This window comes from Deltaproteobacteria bacterium HGW-Deltaproteobacteria-6 (assembly GCA_002840435.1).
GTDB lineage: Bacteria > Desulfobacterota > Syntrophia > Syntrophales > Smithellaceae > UBA8904.
On sequence record PHAT01000001.1, the window covers coordinates 750,748 to 768,551 of the forward strand.

General features: G+C 49.2%; 16 protein-coding genes. 3 read left to right on the forward strand and 13 right to left on the reverse strand.

All coding sequences use genetic code 11. The features are described from left to right. Positions 1 to 67 precede the first annotated feature (67 nt). The 7 genes from CVU71_03470 to CVU71_03500 form a co-directional block, all read right to left on the reverse strand. Positions 68 to 994 (reverse strand): exopolyphosphatase, encoded by a 927-nt coding sequence (locus tag CVU71_03470; GenBank protein ID PKN20850.1) that lies wholly within the window; start codon positions 992 to 994, stop codon positions 68 to 70. A 174-nt stretch (positions 995 to 1,168) separates the two neighbouring features. Further along, complete coding sequence (locus tag CVU71_03475; GenBank protein ID PKN20851.1) at positions 1,169 to 2,308, reverse strand: acyl-CoA dehydrogenase; 1,140 nt, start codon at positions 2,306 to 2,308, stop codon at positions 1,169 to 1,171. Positions 2,309 to 2,319: 11 nt separating this feature from the next. Then, positions 2,320 to 2,862: an XRE family transcriptional regulator gene (locus CVU71_03480; GenBank protein ID PKN20852.1), complete on the reverse strand. Its 543-nt coding sequence runs from the start codon at positions 2,860 to 2,862 to the stop codon at positions 2,320 to 2,322. Positions 2,863 to 3,061: 199 nt separating this feature from the next. Next, positions 3,062 to 4,450: a hypothetical protein gene (locus CVU71_03485; GenBank protein ID PKN20853.1), complete on the reverse strand. Its 1,389-nt coding sequence runs from the start codon at positions 4,448 to 4,450 to the stop codon at positions 3,062 to 3,064. 50 nt (positions 4,451 to 4,500) lie between these two features. Next, entirely contained in the window at positions 4,501 to 5,208 is a 708-nt protein-coding gene (locus CVU71_03490) for an enoyl-CoA hydratase (protein ID PKN20854.1), read from the reverse strand. 34 nt (positions 5,209 to 5,242) lie between these two features. Continuing rightward, a complete protein-coding gene (locus tag CVU71_03495) occupies positions 5,243 to 5,680 on the reverse strand; it encodes a hypothetical protein (GenBank protein PKN21054.1) in 438 nt (145 codons plus the stop codon). A gap of 29 nt (positions 5,681 to 5,709) precedes the next feature. Then, positions 5,710 to 6,333, reverse strand: a complete 624-nt coding sequence (locus CVU71_03500; protein PKN20855.1) for a hypothetical protein — start codon at positions 6,331 to 6,333, stop codon at positions 5,710 to 5,712. Positions 6,334 to 6,594: 261 nt separating this feature from the next. On the opposite strand from CVU71_03500, the gene CVU71_03505 reads away from it, so the two are divergent. Further along, on the forward strand, positions 6,595 to 7,389 hold the full coding sequence (locus CVU71_03505) for a short-chain dehydrogenase (GenBank protein ID PKN20856.1): 795 nt from the start codon (positions 6,595 to 6,597) through the stop codon (positions 7,387 to 7,389). A gap of 103 nt (positions 7,390 to 7,492) precedes the next feature. Here the strand turns inward: CVU71_03505 and CVU71_03510 are convergent, their stop codons facing one another. The 4 genes from CVU71_03510 to nifU all read right to left on the reverse strand — a co-directional run bounded on the left by CVU71_03510 (position 7,493) and on the right by nifU (position 11,008). Then, a complete protein-coding gene (locus CVU71_03510; protein PKN20857.1) occupies positions 7,493 to 7,762 on the reverse strand; it encodes a DNA-binding protein HU in 270 nt (89 codons plus the stop codon). A 244-nt stretch (positions 7,763 to 8,006) separates the two neighbouring features. Next, complete coding sequence (locus tag CVU71_03515) at positions 8,007 to 8,993, reverse strand: serine acetyltransferase (GenBank protein ID PKN20858.1); 987 nt, start codon at positions 8,991 to 8,993, stop codon at positions 8,007 to 8,009. Between the two features lie 12 nt (positions 8,994 to 9,005). Beyond that, complete coding sequence (gene nifS, locus CVU71_03520) at positions 9,006 to 10,187, reverse strand: cysteine desulfurase NifS (GenBank protein PKN20859.1); 1,182 nt, start codon at positions 10,185 to 10,187, stop codon at positions 9,006 to 9,008. Then, complete coding sequence (gene nifU, locus CVU71_03525) at positions 10,184 to 11,008, reverse strand: Fe-S cluster assembly protein NifU (protein PKN20860.1); 825 nt, start codon at positions 11,006 to 11,008, stop codon at positions 10,184 to 10,186. Before nifU ends, nifS begins: the two co-directional genes overlap by 4 nt. A 267-nt stretch (positions 11,009 to 11,275) precedes the next feature. Here nifU and CVU71_03530 point away from each other — a divergent pair, with 267 nt between their 5' ends. Together CVU71_03530 and CVU71_03535 are read left to right on the forward strand one after the other, a co-directional pair. Beyond that, on the forward strand, positions 11,276 to 11,734 hold the full coding sequence (locus CVU71_03530) for a hypothetical protein (GenBank protein PKN20861.1): 459 nt from the start codon (positions 11,276 to 11,278) through the stop codon (positions 11,732 to 11,734). Next, complete coding sequence (locus tag CVU71_03535) at positions 11,731 to 13,584, forward strand: long-chain-acyl-CoA synthetase (protein ID PKN20862.1); 1,854 nt, start codon at positions 11,731 to 11,733, stop codon at positions 13,582 to 13,584. Before CVU71_03530 ends, CVU71_03535 begins: the two co-directional genes overlap by 4 nt. Before the next feature lie 151 nt (positions 13,585 to 13,735). Here the strand turns inward: CVU71_03535 and CVU71_03540 are convergent, their stop codons facing one another. Both CVU71_03540 and CVU71_03545 read right to left on the reverse strand, forming a co-directional pair. After that, positions 13,736 to 14,599, reverse strand: coding sequence for a hypothetical protein (locus CVU71_03540; GenBank protein ID PKN20863.1), 864 nt, complete (start codon positions 14,597 to 14,599; stop codon positions 13,736 to 13,738). Positions 14,600 to 14,761: 162 nt separating this feature from the next. Beyond that, complete coding sequence (locus CVU71_03545; GenBank protein ID PKN20864.1) at positions 14,762 to 17,767, reverse strand: hypothetical protein; 3,006 nt, start codon at positions 17,765 to 17,767, stop codon at positions 14,762 to 14,764. Positions 17,768 to 17,804 lie beyond the last annotated feature (37 nt).

The window sequence follows — 17,804 nt, forward strand, 5'->3', positions numbered from 1 at the left end:
TTTTTATGACGTTTATTACCAACAAACAATTTACCCGTGGACGCCGTATCTTGCCATCCGGCATTTGTCAGCCGCGCGACTTGAGATAATCAACTATAGTTTTGAGTGTGTTCTCGGCCTCTTCAAAAGGAACCTGGCAGGTACCGACAGAACGGTGACCGCCCCCGCCGCGGCTCAGCATTAACGATCCGATGTCGGCTTTGCAAGTACGGTTAATTATACTGTACCCTGCCGTGAAGACTACATTCTGTTTCATCTTGCCCCAGATAGCCCGCACGGACACATTCTGCTCCGGATACAAAACGTATTCAACAAAACGGTTGCCGCTTAAAATCTCTTCCAGATCGCGCAAATCGATAATCATGACGTTTCCGTCTATCCTGGCATGGGTTTTCAGCATGGTTTCGTAATGGTCTTCCTGTTCGAAATAACGCACGACACGTTCTTTAACATCAGGGTTTTCCAGGATGTCCTCAATTGTCATGGTTCGGCAATATTTGATCATATCCGTCATTAACTGGATATTACTGATCCGGTAGTCATGATAGCGTCCAAGTCCTGTACGTGCGTCCATGATGAAAGAAAGCAGCACCCAGTCTGACGGTTTAAGAATTTCATCTTTGGTGAGATCCGCCGAATCGCTTTTATCCACGGCCCACATCAAGCCGCTTTCGTCAAACTTCTTAAATCGTCTGATACCATCGTAATAATCATAGATAACTCTGGCGCAACTCGGAGCCTGCCGTGAAAAGCCCTTAAATTGTATTGTACGCCTCATTTTGAGGCGTTCCTGTTCGCTGGAATGATGATCGAACCACAAACCGCAACCGGGAACATAGGGTACGTTGGCCAAAACGTCATTCTGGGTTACTTCTACTTTCCCATCCTGAACATCCTTGGGATGAACAAATATATAACTATCGATGATCCCTGCTTCTTCCAGGAGGACAGCGCAGGCAAGACCGTCAAAATCGGACCTTGTAATCAGATTCATGTTAAGCATCCCCTTCGGCGCTGCCGCTCAATGGCAATATCAGGATTAGATATTATGGGATAAAAAACTGTCTACGGAAAATAGTATAAAAATTTCGGACTTATCTGTCAAGTTAATCATGACCGACATTTCTTTGCCTGATGCCGGAACATACTTCCATGCCACTGAAGCTCGTTATTCCTTGATGACTTCTCTGGCAATGACGATACGCTGAATTTCCGATGTGCCTTCGTAGATGGTCGTGGCGCGGGCGTCCCGGTATAGGCGTTCAACCTTGTAGTCCTTCGTATAGCCATAGCCGCCATGAACCTGAAGCGCCATGTAGGCACTTGAATTGGCTGTTTCCGAGGCGAACAATTTGGCCATTGAGGCTTCTCGCGTAAACTTCAACCCCCTGTCCTTGCGGTCTGCCGCAGCCAGGGTCAGCCATGAGGCGGCTTCTATTTTCGTTGCGGCATCCGCGATCATAAACTGGACGGCCTCAAACGAGCTGATGGTTTTTCCAAACTGGCGTCTTTGTTTGGTGTAGGAAACAGCCTCATCCAGGCAAGCTCGCGCAATACCGGTAGCCTGTGAGGCAATGCCGATTCTTCCGCTGTCGAGCGCACGCATGGCCACCTTGAACCCTTCACCGGGAGCACCCAGCAGGTTAACCGCGGGAACTTCACAATCTTCAAAGACCAGTTCGACCGTATTGGATGCCCTCAGCCCGAGTTTTTCTTCTTTTGTTCCGATTTTAAAACCGGGTGTGCCTTTTTCTATGATAAAAGCGGAAAGCCCTTTCGTCCCCTTCTCCTGGCCGGTTCTGGCAATCAAGTTGATGATATCGGCATACTGCCCGTGCGTAATGAATACCTTTGTTCCGTTGATGATATATTTGTCTTTTTTAAGAACGGCTGTAGTCGTCATCGAGCCGGGATCAGAGCCGGCATTCGGTTCCGTCAGCGCAAAAGCGCCCAGCAGCGAACCTTCGGCAAGCCCGCCCAACCATTTATCTTTCTGTTGACTGTTGCCGAATTTCAAAAGAGGTTCGGTGGACAAATTGGCAACCGACATGGTGACCGCGCTTGAAGCACACGAATAGGCTATCTCCTGCAGCGCCAGTGAATACGCCACCGCGCCGGCGCCTGAACCGCCCAGTGCAGGCGGCACCATCATACCAAGCAGGCCAAGGCCGCTCATCTTTTTTATCGCATCCATCGGGAACAGGCCCTGCCGGTCCCAGTCAGCCGCCTTCGGTTCCAGCTCCTTTTTGGCAAAGTCTCTTGCCATAAGCCTGATCATTTCCTGTTCGCTTGTGAGTTCAAATGTCATAGTCGCTACTCTCAGGGTATGTACAGAACTACCAGCAGTTCTGCTTTTTCTTCGGAAGGATTGCTCAATGCGTGATGCAGAGCCGAATTAAAATGGATGCATTCGCCCCGTTCCAGAAGGCTGGTATTTTTGCCAACTGAAATCGAAAGACGCCCTTTTAAGACATAAATGAATTCTTCGCCTTCGTGATGATATTCAACGCCTTCATGAACCGTATTAGGTTCGATGGTAACAAGGTATCCGCCCAGATGCTTATCGGCGCCTGATTTGGTCAGTTGTTTATAGGCATAGGATCCCGCGCGCCTCTTCTGGCTTTTCACCCGGGATGATGCTTTTTTGCTTTCGTTTTGATCAAGTGTTTCCACATCAACCTTCAGTGTCCGGCTCAATTGCAATACAAGCGCCACCGGAGGTGTGGTTTCATCATTTTCAACTTTTTCCAGAAGGTCGGCGGGATATCCCGTTTCATGGGCCAGTTCTTTGATGCTCAGTTTTTTACCTTCACGATACGCTTTGACGCTTTGTCCGAATGATTTCTTTTTATCTTTTGCCATAAATTATTTTCCTGAAATAAATTTCTCTCTTTTTTTAAGCCACCTTCACCGTTTTGGCAAGATCATCTGAATACCCCATGCAAACGCCGTCAAACTTTTAATACATCATCGCAATTCTAGCCGTTTATCTTGCTGATAGCGAATACTTTTTTGATAGCGGATCGCTTTTTCCCCGGATAATAACAAAAATCCAGCTTTTTCAGGACCTTCTTTCCATAATCCTTGCGTATTGCCGCATTCGGGCAAAAACGTGGACGGCGTATTCGGGAAAATCGTAACAGGGCAGACCATTCGTATCCAGAAAACGCTCGCAGGCTTCTTTGTCTTTGCTGTCCCCCAACAGGCAAACAAATACCGGTTTGCGGCGGTCATTCTTGAGAAGATCAATCATGGGTTGATAGACTTCCGGATTCTGATCGGCAAAAGAAATAAAAATGACACCGTCAACACCATCATCGTCCAGCAATGCGCCAACAACCTCAGTGGTTGTCTTTTCGTAACCATGGGCCTGCCAGTCCGGGAAAATATCAATCGGGTTTTTCATCTTCGATGCCGTGGCAATCACTTTGCCAATCCTGGCCTGTGCGGCTTCTCCCAATCGGGCAACTTCCAACCCCAGCTCCATCGTCACATCGATACTCATAATCGCCTGCGCGCCGCTGTATGTCACATAAGCCAACCGGTTTCCCCGGGGCAGAGGCATGTTCAAGAACCCTTTCAATGTGCGGACAAATTCATCAATAGCGTTAATGCGGATTGCGCCCGACTGACGGACGACACCGTCGAATACGGCATCAGCAACCGCCATGCTGGCCGTATGAGAGGCCGATGCTTTTGCTCCGGCCTGCGTGCGTCCGCTCTTGATAAGGAGCACAGGTTTTTTAGCCACGGCGGCTTTGAGATTTTCCAGAAACTGATTGCCGTCTTTGACGTCTTCCAGATAAAGGCCGATAATTTTTGTTTGCTCGTCATCCGCGAAATAAGAAAGAGCATTCGATTCGTTGACATCCACTTTATTTCCCAGGCCGATGCCCTTTGAGAGATTCAATCCATTCAGCGAGCTTAAATACCGAAGCAGCGCCCCGACAAAAATTCCGGACTGCGCGGCAAAACCTATCTCGCCTTGCGCCAGCATTCGGGGATTGGCAAAATAAGACGTGGTCAGCTTTGTTTTGGTATTGACCAGACCCAGGGTATTGGGGCCGAAACCTCTCATGCCGGATGATTGTAGAATCGCGCGGACATCTTCCTGATATTGCGCCCCCTGGGTTCCGGTTTCCGCGAATCCCTCGGCGGAGATCACCACGCCCTTTACACCTTTGCGGGCACAGTCCCGCAAAGCATCCGGAACAAATTTAGGAGGGATAAGCATAACCGCCAGATCAACATTGAATGGGACATCCCGCATATTCTGATACAGAGGCATCCCGAAGACCTCCCCGCCCTGCGGGTTGACGCCTGCCGTCCGCCCCTGATAGCCCACCTCTTTGAGAACTTTCAGCAGCTGCGCCCCCGGTTTTTCCTGATCCCTCGACGCCCCGATAACTACCACACTTTGTGCATCCAGAATTTCGCGAATAGGCCGCATGGATTATTCCTCACCGAGTTGTTGGCTACCGCTAGTTGAACGGTAAAATGTTACTTTATAACCAGTCCCAGAAGTTCCTTCTCAAACACATTCATGACCTCATCCGCTTCCTTCTGACGCATGAATTTTTTGGATACCGCGTACATGGGAACATTCAGTCGGAAAAGATCTTTGGCGTAAACTTTTGCGGCTTCCAGAACATCGCCGTTTTCGGGTACCAGATCATCAATGATGCCTTTTTCAAAAGCCTCGCGGGGAGAATAAATATGGGCATGCAGCAGAGCTTCTTTCCAGAAACCGGGGGGAATCGAAGAGCGGCAAATGAGCAGTATCCAACTGGGCAGAGCCATATTGTTGGCGATTTCATTGATCTGGATCTTATACGGCCCGTCAACCATCATGAAGCGGTCGCAGGCATAAGAAAGAATCGCGCCTCCGGCAATGGAATGGCCCGAGTAGGCGGCAATCGTCGGAATGGGGAATAAGTAAATCCTCAGCATGGTTGTGGCAAACGTTTTCTGAAACTTGAACTGCTCAGGAAACGACAAGGTCGGCAGAAGCTTCAAATCGAGACCTGCGGAAAAAACACCCGGCTTTGATGTAAAGATGAGAACCTGGGCGCAGTCGGCTTCAGCCTGATCCAGGCAATCGTTCAGTTCACTGAAAAATTCCCAGTTCATTACATTCATTTTTCCGTCATCCAGAGTGATCCTGGCCATACGGTCCTCGATCGAATACTGCATTTTTTTCATAATCATGTGTCTCCTGTTTTCGTCATATGACCGGTTTTGTTTATTTCAGTTGCTTGGCAATTACATCACTGAGTACTTTTTGCGCTTCGGCAAGTTTTTCATACTTCGCCCTGATCTTGGCCGCATTGCCTTCCAGAATCGCTTTGAGCAGATCGCCTTCCAGCTCCGCCACATCGATCCTTCTGTAGTAGTCCATGGTTTCCTTAAGATGGGCCAGAACGATTTTTCCGGTCAGGATGGGATGGTTATTGGTAACATTGGCGTCTTTAAATCTTGTGCCGTGCTCCAGTTCGACCTCCAGTCCCATACGGAAATCCTCGAGGGGAATGATCATGCTTTCGGTATTAACAATTTCAAGAATCGCATACGCCTCCTCTTTTGAGACAACCGCTTCAGTCCTTTTGGACCAGTCGTCCATCCCGATCTCAGCGCAAACTCTCGCTACTTCTTTCGCTGTCACATATTCCGGCAGTATCATTTTTTTCTCCTTATCAGAAAACTGATTATTTATATCCATTTCAAAATGCCCGCAAACACGATCATCATGAGGGCATCCACAACAAAAAGGGCACCGATCACGGCGCATTGCACTTTTGGCTTCCAATCGTAGCACAAAAACGAAACCACAAAGAAGGGAATATAAACGGTGAGAAAAACCGGGAACGCTCCCCACCAGTTGTAAACCCAGTGAAAGGCCGGTGTTTTCGCCAGAAAGATTTCGATGATTGAAAACAGGCCTGCATTGACCACTGCAAAGAAGATGCGGTTATTGACGCCGAATATTTTCATTTTGGGATCTTCGGGAAGGATTTTGGAGAGCACCAGACCGGCAACAGAAAACATCAGGCTCAGTTCAATTCCGACGCCGACCAAAAGCAAAAATGAAGTGCCGGTGGGGACCGTCCAGAGGGCGTGTCCGCTTCCATACTGAATCAGGGCATTACCGATCTCGTAAAACCAGTGCACCAGATAAAGCGAAAGGCCGGCGGCAATCCCCTTCCAGTTTTTTTTACTGATCTCATTGGTGTAAACATAGACGACCAGAGCCAGAAGCGTGATGACAGACCACTGAAAATTGTCGGGACATCGCAAGATGCTTAAAGCTTGCTGGGTCAATTCGGGGTGATTCATAAAGACTCCTTTCTTTGATGGTGAGTCCGGTAGAACTTTTCCTCCCGATCAGGCGGGTTAATGGATATTTTTGCTGTAGCCATCCGGTTGCTGAACATTGAACGGGTTTTTTAATACCATAAACATTCAATAAATAAAACCAGGGAATAACCTGCCTGCAAATTTGGTTTGACAATGTCGTCAGAGAATATTATCAACCTCAAGCGCTTGAATGTTTATCCATTAGACAAACATCAAATCCATTTTCAGGAGAATTAAGATATGAGCAAAAGATTGGAAAACAAAGTAGCCGTTATAACCGGCGGGACCAGTGGAATCGGCGAGGCAACGGCCGAAGTCTTTGCCGCCGAAGGCGCCAAAGTGATTATTGCCGGACGCTCGGAAGAAAAAGGCGCCGCCATCGCCAAACGACTGGGCGCCAATGTCGTCTATCAGCGCACCGACGTAACGGTTGAGGCGGACATCAAGGCACTCCTCGATTCAGCCGTATCGCGTTTCGGCAGGCTCGACTGCCTGTTCAATAACGCCGGCGGACCCGATCGCGGCACACTGGAAACCGTTACTCCAGAAGATTTCAATTACAGCATGAATCTTCTTCTGGGCGCCGTCGTTTTCGGCATGAAGCATGCGGCTCCCATCATGAAAGCCCAGAGCGCGGGCTGCATCATCAATAACTCCAGTGTCGCGGCCATCCGCATGAATCAGGGCGGCTACCTTTACACGGCAGCCAAAGCAGCGGTGACCCACATTACGCGTCTGGCCGGCACGCAGCTTGGCCCTTCGGGCATCCGCGTGAACAGCATCTCACCCGGCGCAATCGCCACACCTATTTTCTGGGGCGGCTCCCAGGTTGCCAACACGCTTTCCGACGAGAAAAACGCGCAGAAAATGGAAAAGCTGAAAGCAAGCCTGGCCAAGGCCACACCGCTGCCACGCGCCGGACTGGATAAGGATATCGCCTATGCCGCCCTGTTCCTGGCTTCCGACGAAGGAAGTTTTGTGAATTGTCATGATCTGGTGGTGGATGGCGGAAGAACATCCCTGTTCCGCGAATAAACATCATAGAACAAGCAAGATATTCCCTGTATAAAAGCCAAAAAAAAGCCGCTTCATCAGAAATGAGGCGGCTCTTTTTTATTGAATGATAACAAATATAAACTTATTTAACTGCGTCTTTCAAACCCTTGCCGGCTTTGAATACCGGAACCTTCTTGGCAGCAATCTTAATGGCTTCGCCCGTCTGGGGGTTTCTGCCCTTGCGAGCCTTTCTCTTGCTCACGGAGAAGGTGCCGAATCCCACCAACGTTACGCTGTCACCTTTTTTGAGTGCTTTCTGGATTGCCGCCAATGTCGCACTAACCGCCGCATCAGCCTCTTTCTTTGTGCATGTCGCTTTTGCCACTTCTTCGATTAACTCTGCTCTGTTCATTGGACACCCCTTTAAAAAGTTTTATTTTGGAAAACGGTTAAGCGAAAATATATCTTATTTAAAAAAAAATCCACCTTTTTTATAAATATTCCATCTTATTTTTTCATTTTTTTTTGTGGCGAACCCTGCCCGGAGCGTTGTTTCCGGCGGGTTACATCCATAAATTACATCGCCGCAAACTTTTGATCCCCGGAACAAAACAACCCGCAGCTGTCCATTCCCTTATCCGGCATGCTCCGTTCTTTCAGCGCAACTTTTGTTTAGATGCCTGTTTTTTATACTGCTTTTCGCCAAATATTAAATCCTGCTTTTTAATAAACACTTCCGTGTCGGGCGCCACAGAATGCGTCAGCCAGACGTTGCCGCCGATCACGGAACGCTTGCCGACAACCGTATCACCGCCCAGGATGGTGGCATTGGCATAAATGATGACGTCATCTTCAATCGACGGGTGGCGTTTTTTGGATCTCAAACGCTTGCAGTCCGCTTTCGATAAGGACAATGCCCCCAGCGTAACCCCCTGATAGATACGCACGCGGTTACCGATCGTGCATGTTTCTCCAATGACAACACCCGTGCCATGATCAATAAAGAAGCTCTCACCGATATGGGCGCCCGGATGGATATCAATGCCTGTCCGGCTATGAGCATATTCGGTCATAATCCTCGGGATGAGCGGAATATTTTGATGATAGAGTTCATGGGCGATCCGGTAAACCATGATCGCCCAGATCCCCGGATAGCTGAAGATAATTTCATCATACCCTTTGGCCGCTGGATCCCCGTCAAAAGCGGCGCGGATATCTTTGGCCAGCATTGAACGTAATTGGGGCAGCTGCCGGAGAAATTCAACAGTCAGTTGATGTCCGAGCGGTTCGCAATGCACACAGGGCTGGTTCAGACGAATACAATCATGACGAATAGCCAGTACAACCTGTTCGGAAAGGATTTCATAAAGAGCGGTCGCCTGCTGGCCGAGATAATATTCCAAATTGGTGGAATCCAGCCGGGTGCGCACAAAATATCCCGGATATAGAATCAGTGCCAGGCGGCGCAGAATATCGATAATCGCTTCCCGATAAGGAATCGGTTCCGCGCTGACATGATCAAAACATCCTCCCTTGCTGCATGAAGAGACAAGCTCATCAACAATCGCGGGGACTTCATCGCGATAATTTTTTGCCGATTTTATTTCATTTTTACATTTATCACCGTTGCTTAAGCGCTTCATCAGTACAAACTCCTATTGTTTGGCGCAGGCCTGCTCAGCGGTATTCCAGAAGGGGGACATGCCGCGCAACCTGTCGATAATCGCCGGCATTTTCTCAATAACAAAGTCAACTTCCTCTTCGGTGTTATTAACGCTCAGGCTGAAACGAATTGAACCGTGCGCCATTGTAAACGGAACACCCATGGCCCGCAGCACATGTGATGGCTGCAAAGATCCGGATGTGCAGGCGGATCCTGACGAAGCACAAATACCCAACTCATTCATCAGAAGCAGAATCGCCTCTCCTTCCACATATTCAAAGCTGATGTTCGTGGTATTGGGCAGACGATTAACAATATCGCCATTGACACGGCTCTTGGGAATCTTCTTTAATAGTTCATTTTCCAGTTTATCCCTCAGACGGCGGACATAGGTATTTTCCTTTTCCAGATTTTTAGCCGCCAGTTCACAGGCCATCCCCAGCCCGATGATACTCGGTGTGTTTTCCGTACCGCCTCGCCGCCCCTTTTCCTGATGTCCGCCGATCAGAAAAGGTGAATATTTGGTGCCGCGCCGGATATAGAGAACACCGATTCCCTTTGGCGCATGCAGCTTGTGGCCGGAGACGGACAGCATATCAATAACATTATTTTTCATATGGATGGGAATTTTACCGGTGCTCTGAACCGCGTCGGTATGGAAGAGAATACCCTTTTCGTGCGCCAGCATTGCCGCTTCTTCCACCGGGAAAATGACACCGGTTTCATTGTTACCCCACATCAGGCTGACAATAGCCGTATCGGGTGTCAGACTTTTCTCCAGATTTTCCAGATCAAGAATGCCGTTTTTATCAACCGGCAGTTCTGTAATCCGATAGCCCTCGGTATTTAAATGCGAACAAAGGGTGCGGACGGCCGGATGCTCCACGCGGCTGATCACAATATGCTTTTTGTCAGGTCTGGTCATCAAAGCCGATCGAATTGCGGAGTTGTCGCTTTCCGTCCCGCAGCTGGTGAAAACAATTTCTTCCGGCAAAGCGCCCAGAAGCGCCGCCACCTGCTCGCGCGCGACGCGTATTTTCTGGCCAACCTGCCCCCCGAACGTGTGCATGCTGGAAGGATTGCCGTAAAGATCGCGGAAATAAGGCATCATGGCATCCAGCACTTCCGGGGCTACCTGTGTTGTGGCATTGTTGTCGAGATAAATGATTTTCATTTGGCTGCCTCCTCAACGATGATGTCCGGCGAGACAATTTCTTTGAGCCTGTGTTCGACAAAATCTTTCAGCGTGATATTCGATGCCTTGCAGCTGGCACATGCTCCGCGCATGGCAACAATTACCCGATTGCCGATAATGTCGATGATCTCTATATCCCCGCCATCCTGTTTCAGAGAGGGTCTGATTTCCCGTTCGATCGTTTCTTCAATCAGCCTGATTTTCTGAATATTGGTAAGTTTCGGCCTGGTGTCCGTTTTCGGCTCAGCCTTCACCCGATCGAGGATCTGGGCAATGGCGTCCTGACAACCCCCGCAGCCTCCGCCGGCCTTGGTATAATTGGTGACATCTTCCACGGTTGCCAGATTATTTTCACGAATAGCCCGTTCGATTTCCTTATCCGTTACACCGAAGCATTCACAAATAATTTTTTCACCCGCCGCAAGCGCCGGTGCGCCCCGATAATTTTCCACCGCTTTTTCCAGCGCCTGCTTACCCATAACGGAGCAATGCATCTTTTCATCCGGCAAACCGCCCAGATACCGGGCAATATCCTGATTACTGACTTTAAGCGCTTCATCAACTGTCATCCCTTTGATGATTTCGGTCAGAGCCGAAGATGATGCAATGGCACTGGCGCAACCGAATGTTTTGAATTTGGCGTCGGAAATGCGCTTGTTTTCATCGAGTTTAAAGGTGAGTTTCAGCGCATCACCGCAGGCCAGCGACCCGACTTCGGCCACGCCATCCGGATTTTCAATCTCACCCACATTGTGCGGGTTGAGAAAATGCTCTTTAACCTTATCTGTGTATTCCCACATAAGTACTCCTTAAAAATCTGATTTAAATACGGCTTTTTATTATGACTATCCTTCGGCGATTTCAGAATATAATTAAAATTAATCCATTTCAATTGCAAGTATTTTTATAGTATTTTGTAACCAAACGATTTAACGCCGTTTTAATATAGGTTCGGATTGCCTCCTGTCAATGAAGCAAAATATGTGTCCCGTTTCAATATCCGCTATTTTATTTCCTCTCATTTTACTGTAGAGTGCGCAGAGATGCAACCCGGAGAAGGACATTCAATGATGATGAAATGGAAATCCGTATTATTTCTTGTTTGCCTGTTGATGCTCCTGCCTTCAATCCTGTTTGCCGAAAGAATGACCGCCAATTGGCGTCTGACCGGCTATACAAAATATCGGGATGCTGTTTTTGCCGATACAGCCCGTTTGAGTTCACCCGCTCCGGACACGCAAGCGATATGGGTTAAGATTGCCCCGTCAATCCGAAGCAAATATTTGCGCTTTATCAACGACTATCTGGAATCCGTCAGAAAACCCCATCAAGAATTCAAGTCCATCGAAATCCTCTGTGAAATTAATTGTTCCAGTCATTTGATCCGGTTTACAAGATTTGTTTACCTGGATAAGAATAGAAACGTCATTCACGAAGCTTATGAAGACAAACCCGAGCGGTTTCTGATCAATGAGGGCAGTATCTGGCACCCGGTTGAAAAAGAAGCCTGCGCAAAACGAAAATGAAACGAGGAGCAGAAAACATGAGCACACAACCAGCCAAAATTCACACCACCATCAGTTTATCCGAATTCATCACTAAAATATCTCAGATTCTCTGGCGCCTGCCGTCGATGATCGTGAGCACCGTCAAAGGCCTCCGGAGCATCGGCAGCAACAAAAACAATTCATGGGGTCTGGAACTGGAAAAAATCGCGAAACAATTTCCACAAAACGCTGCGGTCAAGTCACCGGATGGATCGCTCACCTATCGTGAACTGAACGAGCGCGCGAACCGTTTCGCCCATTACCTCATCTCCAAAGGGGTGGGCAAGGGCGATGTGGTGGCCCTCTGTTTTGAAAACCGGCCGGAACTGCTTGCCGCTTATTGCGGCTGTTCCAAAGTCGGCGCTATCGCTTCACTCATCAATACGAACCAACGGGGAGATTCCCTGGTGCATAGTTTCAATTTGAATCCCGGAAAGGTCGTCATCATCGGGGAGGAGTGTTATGACTTTTTCAGCGAATCCCGCGCATCAATCAACCTGGAGAAGTCGGTGCTGGTCATGGTCCGGGATACGGGTAAAATCTCACCTAAAGACATCAAAGACATCACACCTGAACTCGAACTGATGAGTACCTTAAATCCGACCACAACCCCGAGCGTCACGCTCAAGGACGCGGTGTCCTATGTTTACACATCAGGCACGACCGGCGGCCTCCCCAAGGCGGCCGTCATTATCAATAAACGGGCGGTCTCCGCCATGTTCTGGTTTGGACGAGTCGTCATGCGCGTGAAGCCCTCCGATACCATCTACATTCCGCTGCCCTTTTTTCATACCAACGCCATTACCGTGGGGTGGCCCCCGGCGCTGTATAACGGAGCGGCAGTGGCCCTGCGCAGAAAATTCAGCGCCAGTAAATTCCTCGATGATGTCCGGCAATTTCAGGCAACCCATTTTGTATACGTGGGAGAAGTCTGTCGCTATCTGATGGCGCTGCCCGCCAAGCCCGACGATCATCAGACCACGCTGAAATATATTGTCGGCAATGGCCTGAGGCCCGACATCTGGATGCCTTTTAAAAAGCGTTTCGGCATCAAGAAGATTTATGAATTTTACGGCGCCGCCGAAGGTGTGGGTGTTTTCACCAACATTTTTAACTTTGATTACAGCGTAGGAACAAGTGTCACGCCGTTTGCCCTGGTCGCCTATGATACGGAAAACGATGTGCCGGTGAGAGACGCTAAAGGATACCTGAAAAAAGTCGGCAAAGGTGAAACCGGGCTTTTGATCATGGAAATTACCGAAAAGACGCCCTTCCCCGGCTATTCCGACAAGAAGAAAACAGAGGAAAAAATCATCCGCAATGCCTTCAAAAAAGGAGACATGTGGTTTAATACAGGCGACCTGCTCAGGAATATGGGATTTCGACACGCGCAATTTGCCGACCGGCTGGGCGATACGTTCCGCTGGAAAGGCGAAAATGTCGCCACGCAGGAAGTCGAAAAGGCTATTGATACTTTTCCGGGCGTTTCATCCTCCGCGGTGTACGGTATTTCCATTCACGGCTGCGACGGCAAGGCGGGAATGGCCGCTGTCGTGAAAGATGAAAAAGAATCCCTCGACATATCCAGACTCGCCTCGCATCTGAAAGCAAGCCTGCCGAAATACGCCGTGCCGCTGTTTGTCCGTTTCGTAACCGATTTTGAGTGGACCGCCACCCACAAGATAAAGAAAACGAACCTCAAAACTCAAGCGTACGACCTGTCACAGGTGAAGGAAGACATCTATGTGCTTTTGCCGGACAATGATGGCTATGTGGCCTTGACTGATGAAATATACCGCAACATAGAGGCCGGTAAATATAAATTCTAGCATTCATGACTTAAGGAGCATTTTACAAACAGGCAGAGCAAACGTGTGGTTTGCTCTGCCTGTTTCAACACAACAAGATCATCGATGATAACCCGGCATGTTTCCGGATATAATGACCGGATTGATGTCTGCTTCAGCGATGATTTCTAAACTACTTATTTGTTTTTAAAACCACTTTCCCCTCGGAAAATTCCGCGGCCTGCACGGCGCTGCTCTGCCCGCCGGCTTTGATTTTAACGCCTCTTGTCTTGATGCCGATGTCCTTTGATTTTGTTTTTACCGAATAAACACTGCCTTCTTCTTTTAAATTCAAATCACCCAGTTCGGTGACACTGGCATAAACGATAATATTTTCCTCGCCGAAAGGCGGGTTCACTTCCAGTTCAAATTTATCATTACCGGAAGGGATTTCATAAATGACGCCGCCCTGAAAGTAATTGTCCTGACGGTAGGGATTGGGCAGCAACTGCAAACTGTTTTTAGCCGCGTCCCGGTAAATCACCCGGGCAAAGAAAGGCTTGTTGCCTTTGAGATAAATTTTTATTTTCTCGCCGGTGTGATAAGACGCTTTATCCGTCCATACTTTCACGGCCAGAGGCAGTGACGGATCATCAAGGATGGCATCACTGGCTTTCTCCGACGCTTTCTTCATGGCCTTTTCGTCCGGAATTACTTCGGCCTTCAGCTTGATCTTGTAGCAGTCGCCCTGCGCCGGATCTTTATACCAGGCCTTTTCCAGTGTCTCAATCACCGAAACCGTGGCATTGGTATAAGCGGAAATTAAATCTTTCTGAAGTTCAAAGTTTTTCACTTCGGTTGCCGACGACACATAGGTCAGGACCGATTCGACGGCGTTTCTTTTGGCTTCGGCCAGCGCCGACGTCTCAGCCTGTTTGCGCGACTTGTCATCCCCCATACAGGCCGAACCTTCCGCAATCTTAATCGTGGATTGCGCGGCGTAAAGCGGTGCGGCCAGCATAATACATATCGCAACAAAAAATAAAATCTTACGCATATAAAACCTCCATTGAAGTTTGTTTTTCTTTCATCAACTGAAAACCATTTCCATAGTCCATCATGGAAATTTTGAGTTTCCTGTTTATACTTTTTTGTGATTTCCGGCAACTTCTCTTCCACAAAATCTGTCAGCTTCCGGAAAATCACATCATGGTCTTTTTTAACGCACATCAAATAATTTGCTGTCTTTGCCGAAATTGATGATCACCGGCGTCTGGGGATGACCGAGCTTAGTGGAAATCTCCATGGTCATTTCCTTTGAGTAGATTCCCAGGCTTTTAACCGTCACCGCGCCACTGCCTTCTTTATCCACCGCTTTATCGTTTTTCAATCCCGCTAAAAGGGTATGGGTGTAAAGGCCGTTGCCCTGATAACCGTCCAGAGCCGTTTGAACCGATCCTGCCGAGGCATAGATGTGCAGTCCCATTTTCTTGGCCAGCACCGACATGCGGGCATCATAAAGTCCGCTGACAATGTTATCCACCCCGCCGGCATGACAGGTGTCAAAAATATAAAGCTGGGACAGGGCTTTAATTTTTTTGGACATTTCTACAATCTCATTGGAGCTGATCAGGCTGACGTTTTTATCCAGCCGCCCGTCAAAGCTGCTGGTGACGATGTAGTACTGGTTTTGCAAAAGCAGACCGTGGGAGGCGTCGAAGAAAATAAAGCCGTCGCCGTGTTTCACCTGCCCCGCCAGTTTTTCAATGGCGGCCATGATATTTCGTTTGCCGGCCTGATCATTAAGCAGCGTGGTCAAATGGATGTTGGAGGGCGGATAGATGGTCTTTGCCTTGTCCGCTAATCGGGCAATGAAGTCCCGGGCGTCCTTGGCCGCATATTTTAAATTAATGGAAGCGTCGCGATACCGGTCAATGCCCACAGCCAGGATATACAGATGCGGTGCAGCGGGCATACGGGTGGATATGAAACGGGTCGTACCCATCACGCTTTGCACGGTATTGGGAGCATTGAAAGCGGTCAGGCTGATTTCGTTCTCACCGGCAATGGTCTCCAACTCCACACATTCATCAAACGAATCACTCTTGGCCCGGAGCACGTGTGCGCCGGGACTCTGCTTTTCCTTAATGGTGAGAGACCGCATATCCTGATAAACAGCCTTGCTGTCTACTTGAGCCAGTTTCATGGTTGCTATCGTGCTCTGCGCCGCAACGTCACGATAAAATCCATCCGACTTGATCAGCTTGCCGTTTTGGAACAGGCGGACCTCTCCGATGCCGCCGCCTGTGCTCTGGATCTGATAACAGACCTTCACTTGCGGATCGCCGGTCTCAGAGGGGACCGGCAAGAATTTTACGGCGGGTGGTGGATTCATGATCGCTTCTTCCACCGTCAACGTAACCAGACCGGTAATATTCTCTCCTTTGAGTTTTGCCAATACGATATCAGGACGGTAAAACACATCATAGAACTGGTCAATCCCATAAACCTTGTTGCCCCTGCGGATTTTGAGGTATTCATGCCCCCGGGCAGAGGAGTTGTAATACCCTTCCTTCGTAATCACGATCCATTCACCGTTGCCGAAGTCAACAAACTGCGCAATCTCTCTGCCTGTTGCCTGATCCCACAGCCTGACGGTCCCGTCCGAGCTGCCGCTGGCCAGCCACGGAACCTCATCGCTTGCCGCCCCCGCATTGATTGGAGCCCGATGACCGGCAAATCGAAGTCCTTTCCCATCGGAGGCGTTGCTCATCAGACGAAACGAGTTATCGCCATTATCCGCAATGGCCAGACGATCATCCGGCCTGCCCACGACCACGCGGCCGTCAGATCCACGCTGTTTGTTGCCCTGCAGGTCGATAAGTCCTTCATCTTTCCCCGGGATCGAGACGGTCTTGCTGTCTGATGTAAACTGCAACACCGCCGCCGTACCTTTCATTGCAACAACCGTTTCCCGCGTCCAGCTCTTCGTGGAGAAAAATTCAAGTTTGTTCAAAGTGGAAAGCGCGAAATGAGCGCCGTCCGGTGAAAAAACAAACATCACCGACTGCGGACTGGTTGCCGGGTCAACCGGAATGGATTTGATAAGCCGGTTGTCCGGATTCCGGATATCGACGCTGAACCGGCCATTGTGGTCTGCTCCGAAACCGGCCACCGCAGTGCCCAGCGGTGATATCGCTAATTTTTCGACAAACTGTTGTGTCCGGATGGATTTCTGCCGCTGTTTTGCGATATCTACAATGTGGACGATGGTCCGGCTCTGGTCGGCCAGGGCAGCATAGGACCCGTTGGGGGACAAACCGGATACCGCCGCACGATAGGTTTTCGACAGAGCTCCCCGCTGGTAATCCCAGACATGAACCGTCCCGGTTGCATCTCTGGCGGCAATCAGCTGAGTGTTTTTGATAAAAGCAACCTGCAAGATCCAGTTCCCCCTGCCGATTGCGGCAAATACTTCAATTTCGTTATTGTCGCTTCGTGTCTTGGCCAGCAGTTCATTGATCTGCTCTATGCGCGACGGCCGTGAAATCTTGTCAACTTCCCGGCCGCCGTTGAACAGGATGACCGTCGGCAGAATTCCTGAAACCCCGTAGCGCCTGACGATATCACCGCTTTTATCGATATCAATACCGACGATTTTAACGTCGGGATACTGCTTACCGGCCTCACGCACGATCGGCAGGTACATTTTGCAGGGTGCACACCAGTTCGCATAAAAATAGGCCAACACCGGCTGGTCGGACTTCAATACCTCCTGTTCAAAGCGTGAACTTTCAATGGTAGATAAAGATCCTGCCATGGCCGAAGCCCGGGAGGGCTGGCCCGGACGAACCATACCCGGTGAAACGGCAACTCTCTTCAGGATGTAGCTTATTTGAAGCCGCTCTTTACCCCGCGCAATCTGCAACTGCACCTGATCACCCGGCTGATGCAGTCTTGCAACTTCCTGCAGATCAGCAGGCGCCTTAATAATCCGGTCATCAACCTTCAAAACGACATCACCGGGCCGCAGGTCGCCCGTGGCCGGCGTCGACACAACGTAGGCGCCCACAGGAGTTTCCAGACCGATAAATTGAGCATATTCGGCCGTTACAGCCTTGATCATCACACCGAATGAAGCCCGCTCAGCGGCAAAAGCAAATGCTGTAATCAGAATACAAATAATAGTAACGACACCGATGCTGCCTGACCTTTTTCTGATCATGTTTTGTTTTCCTTCTTTAATTTTCTGCGCTGCTTTT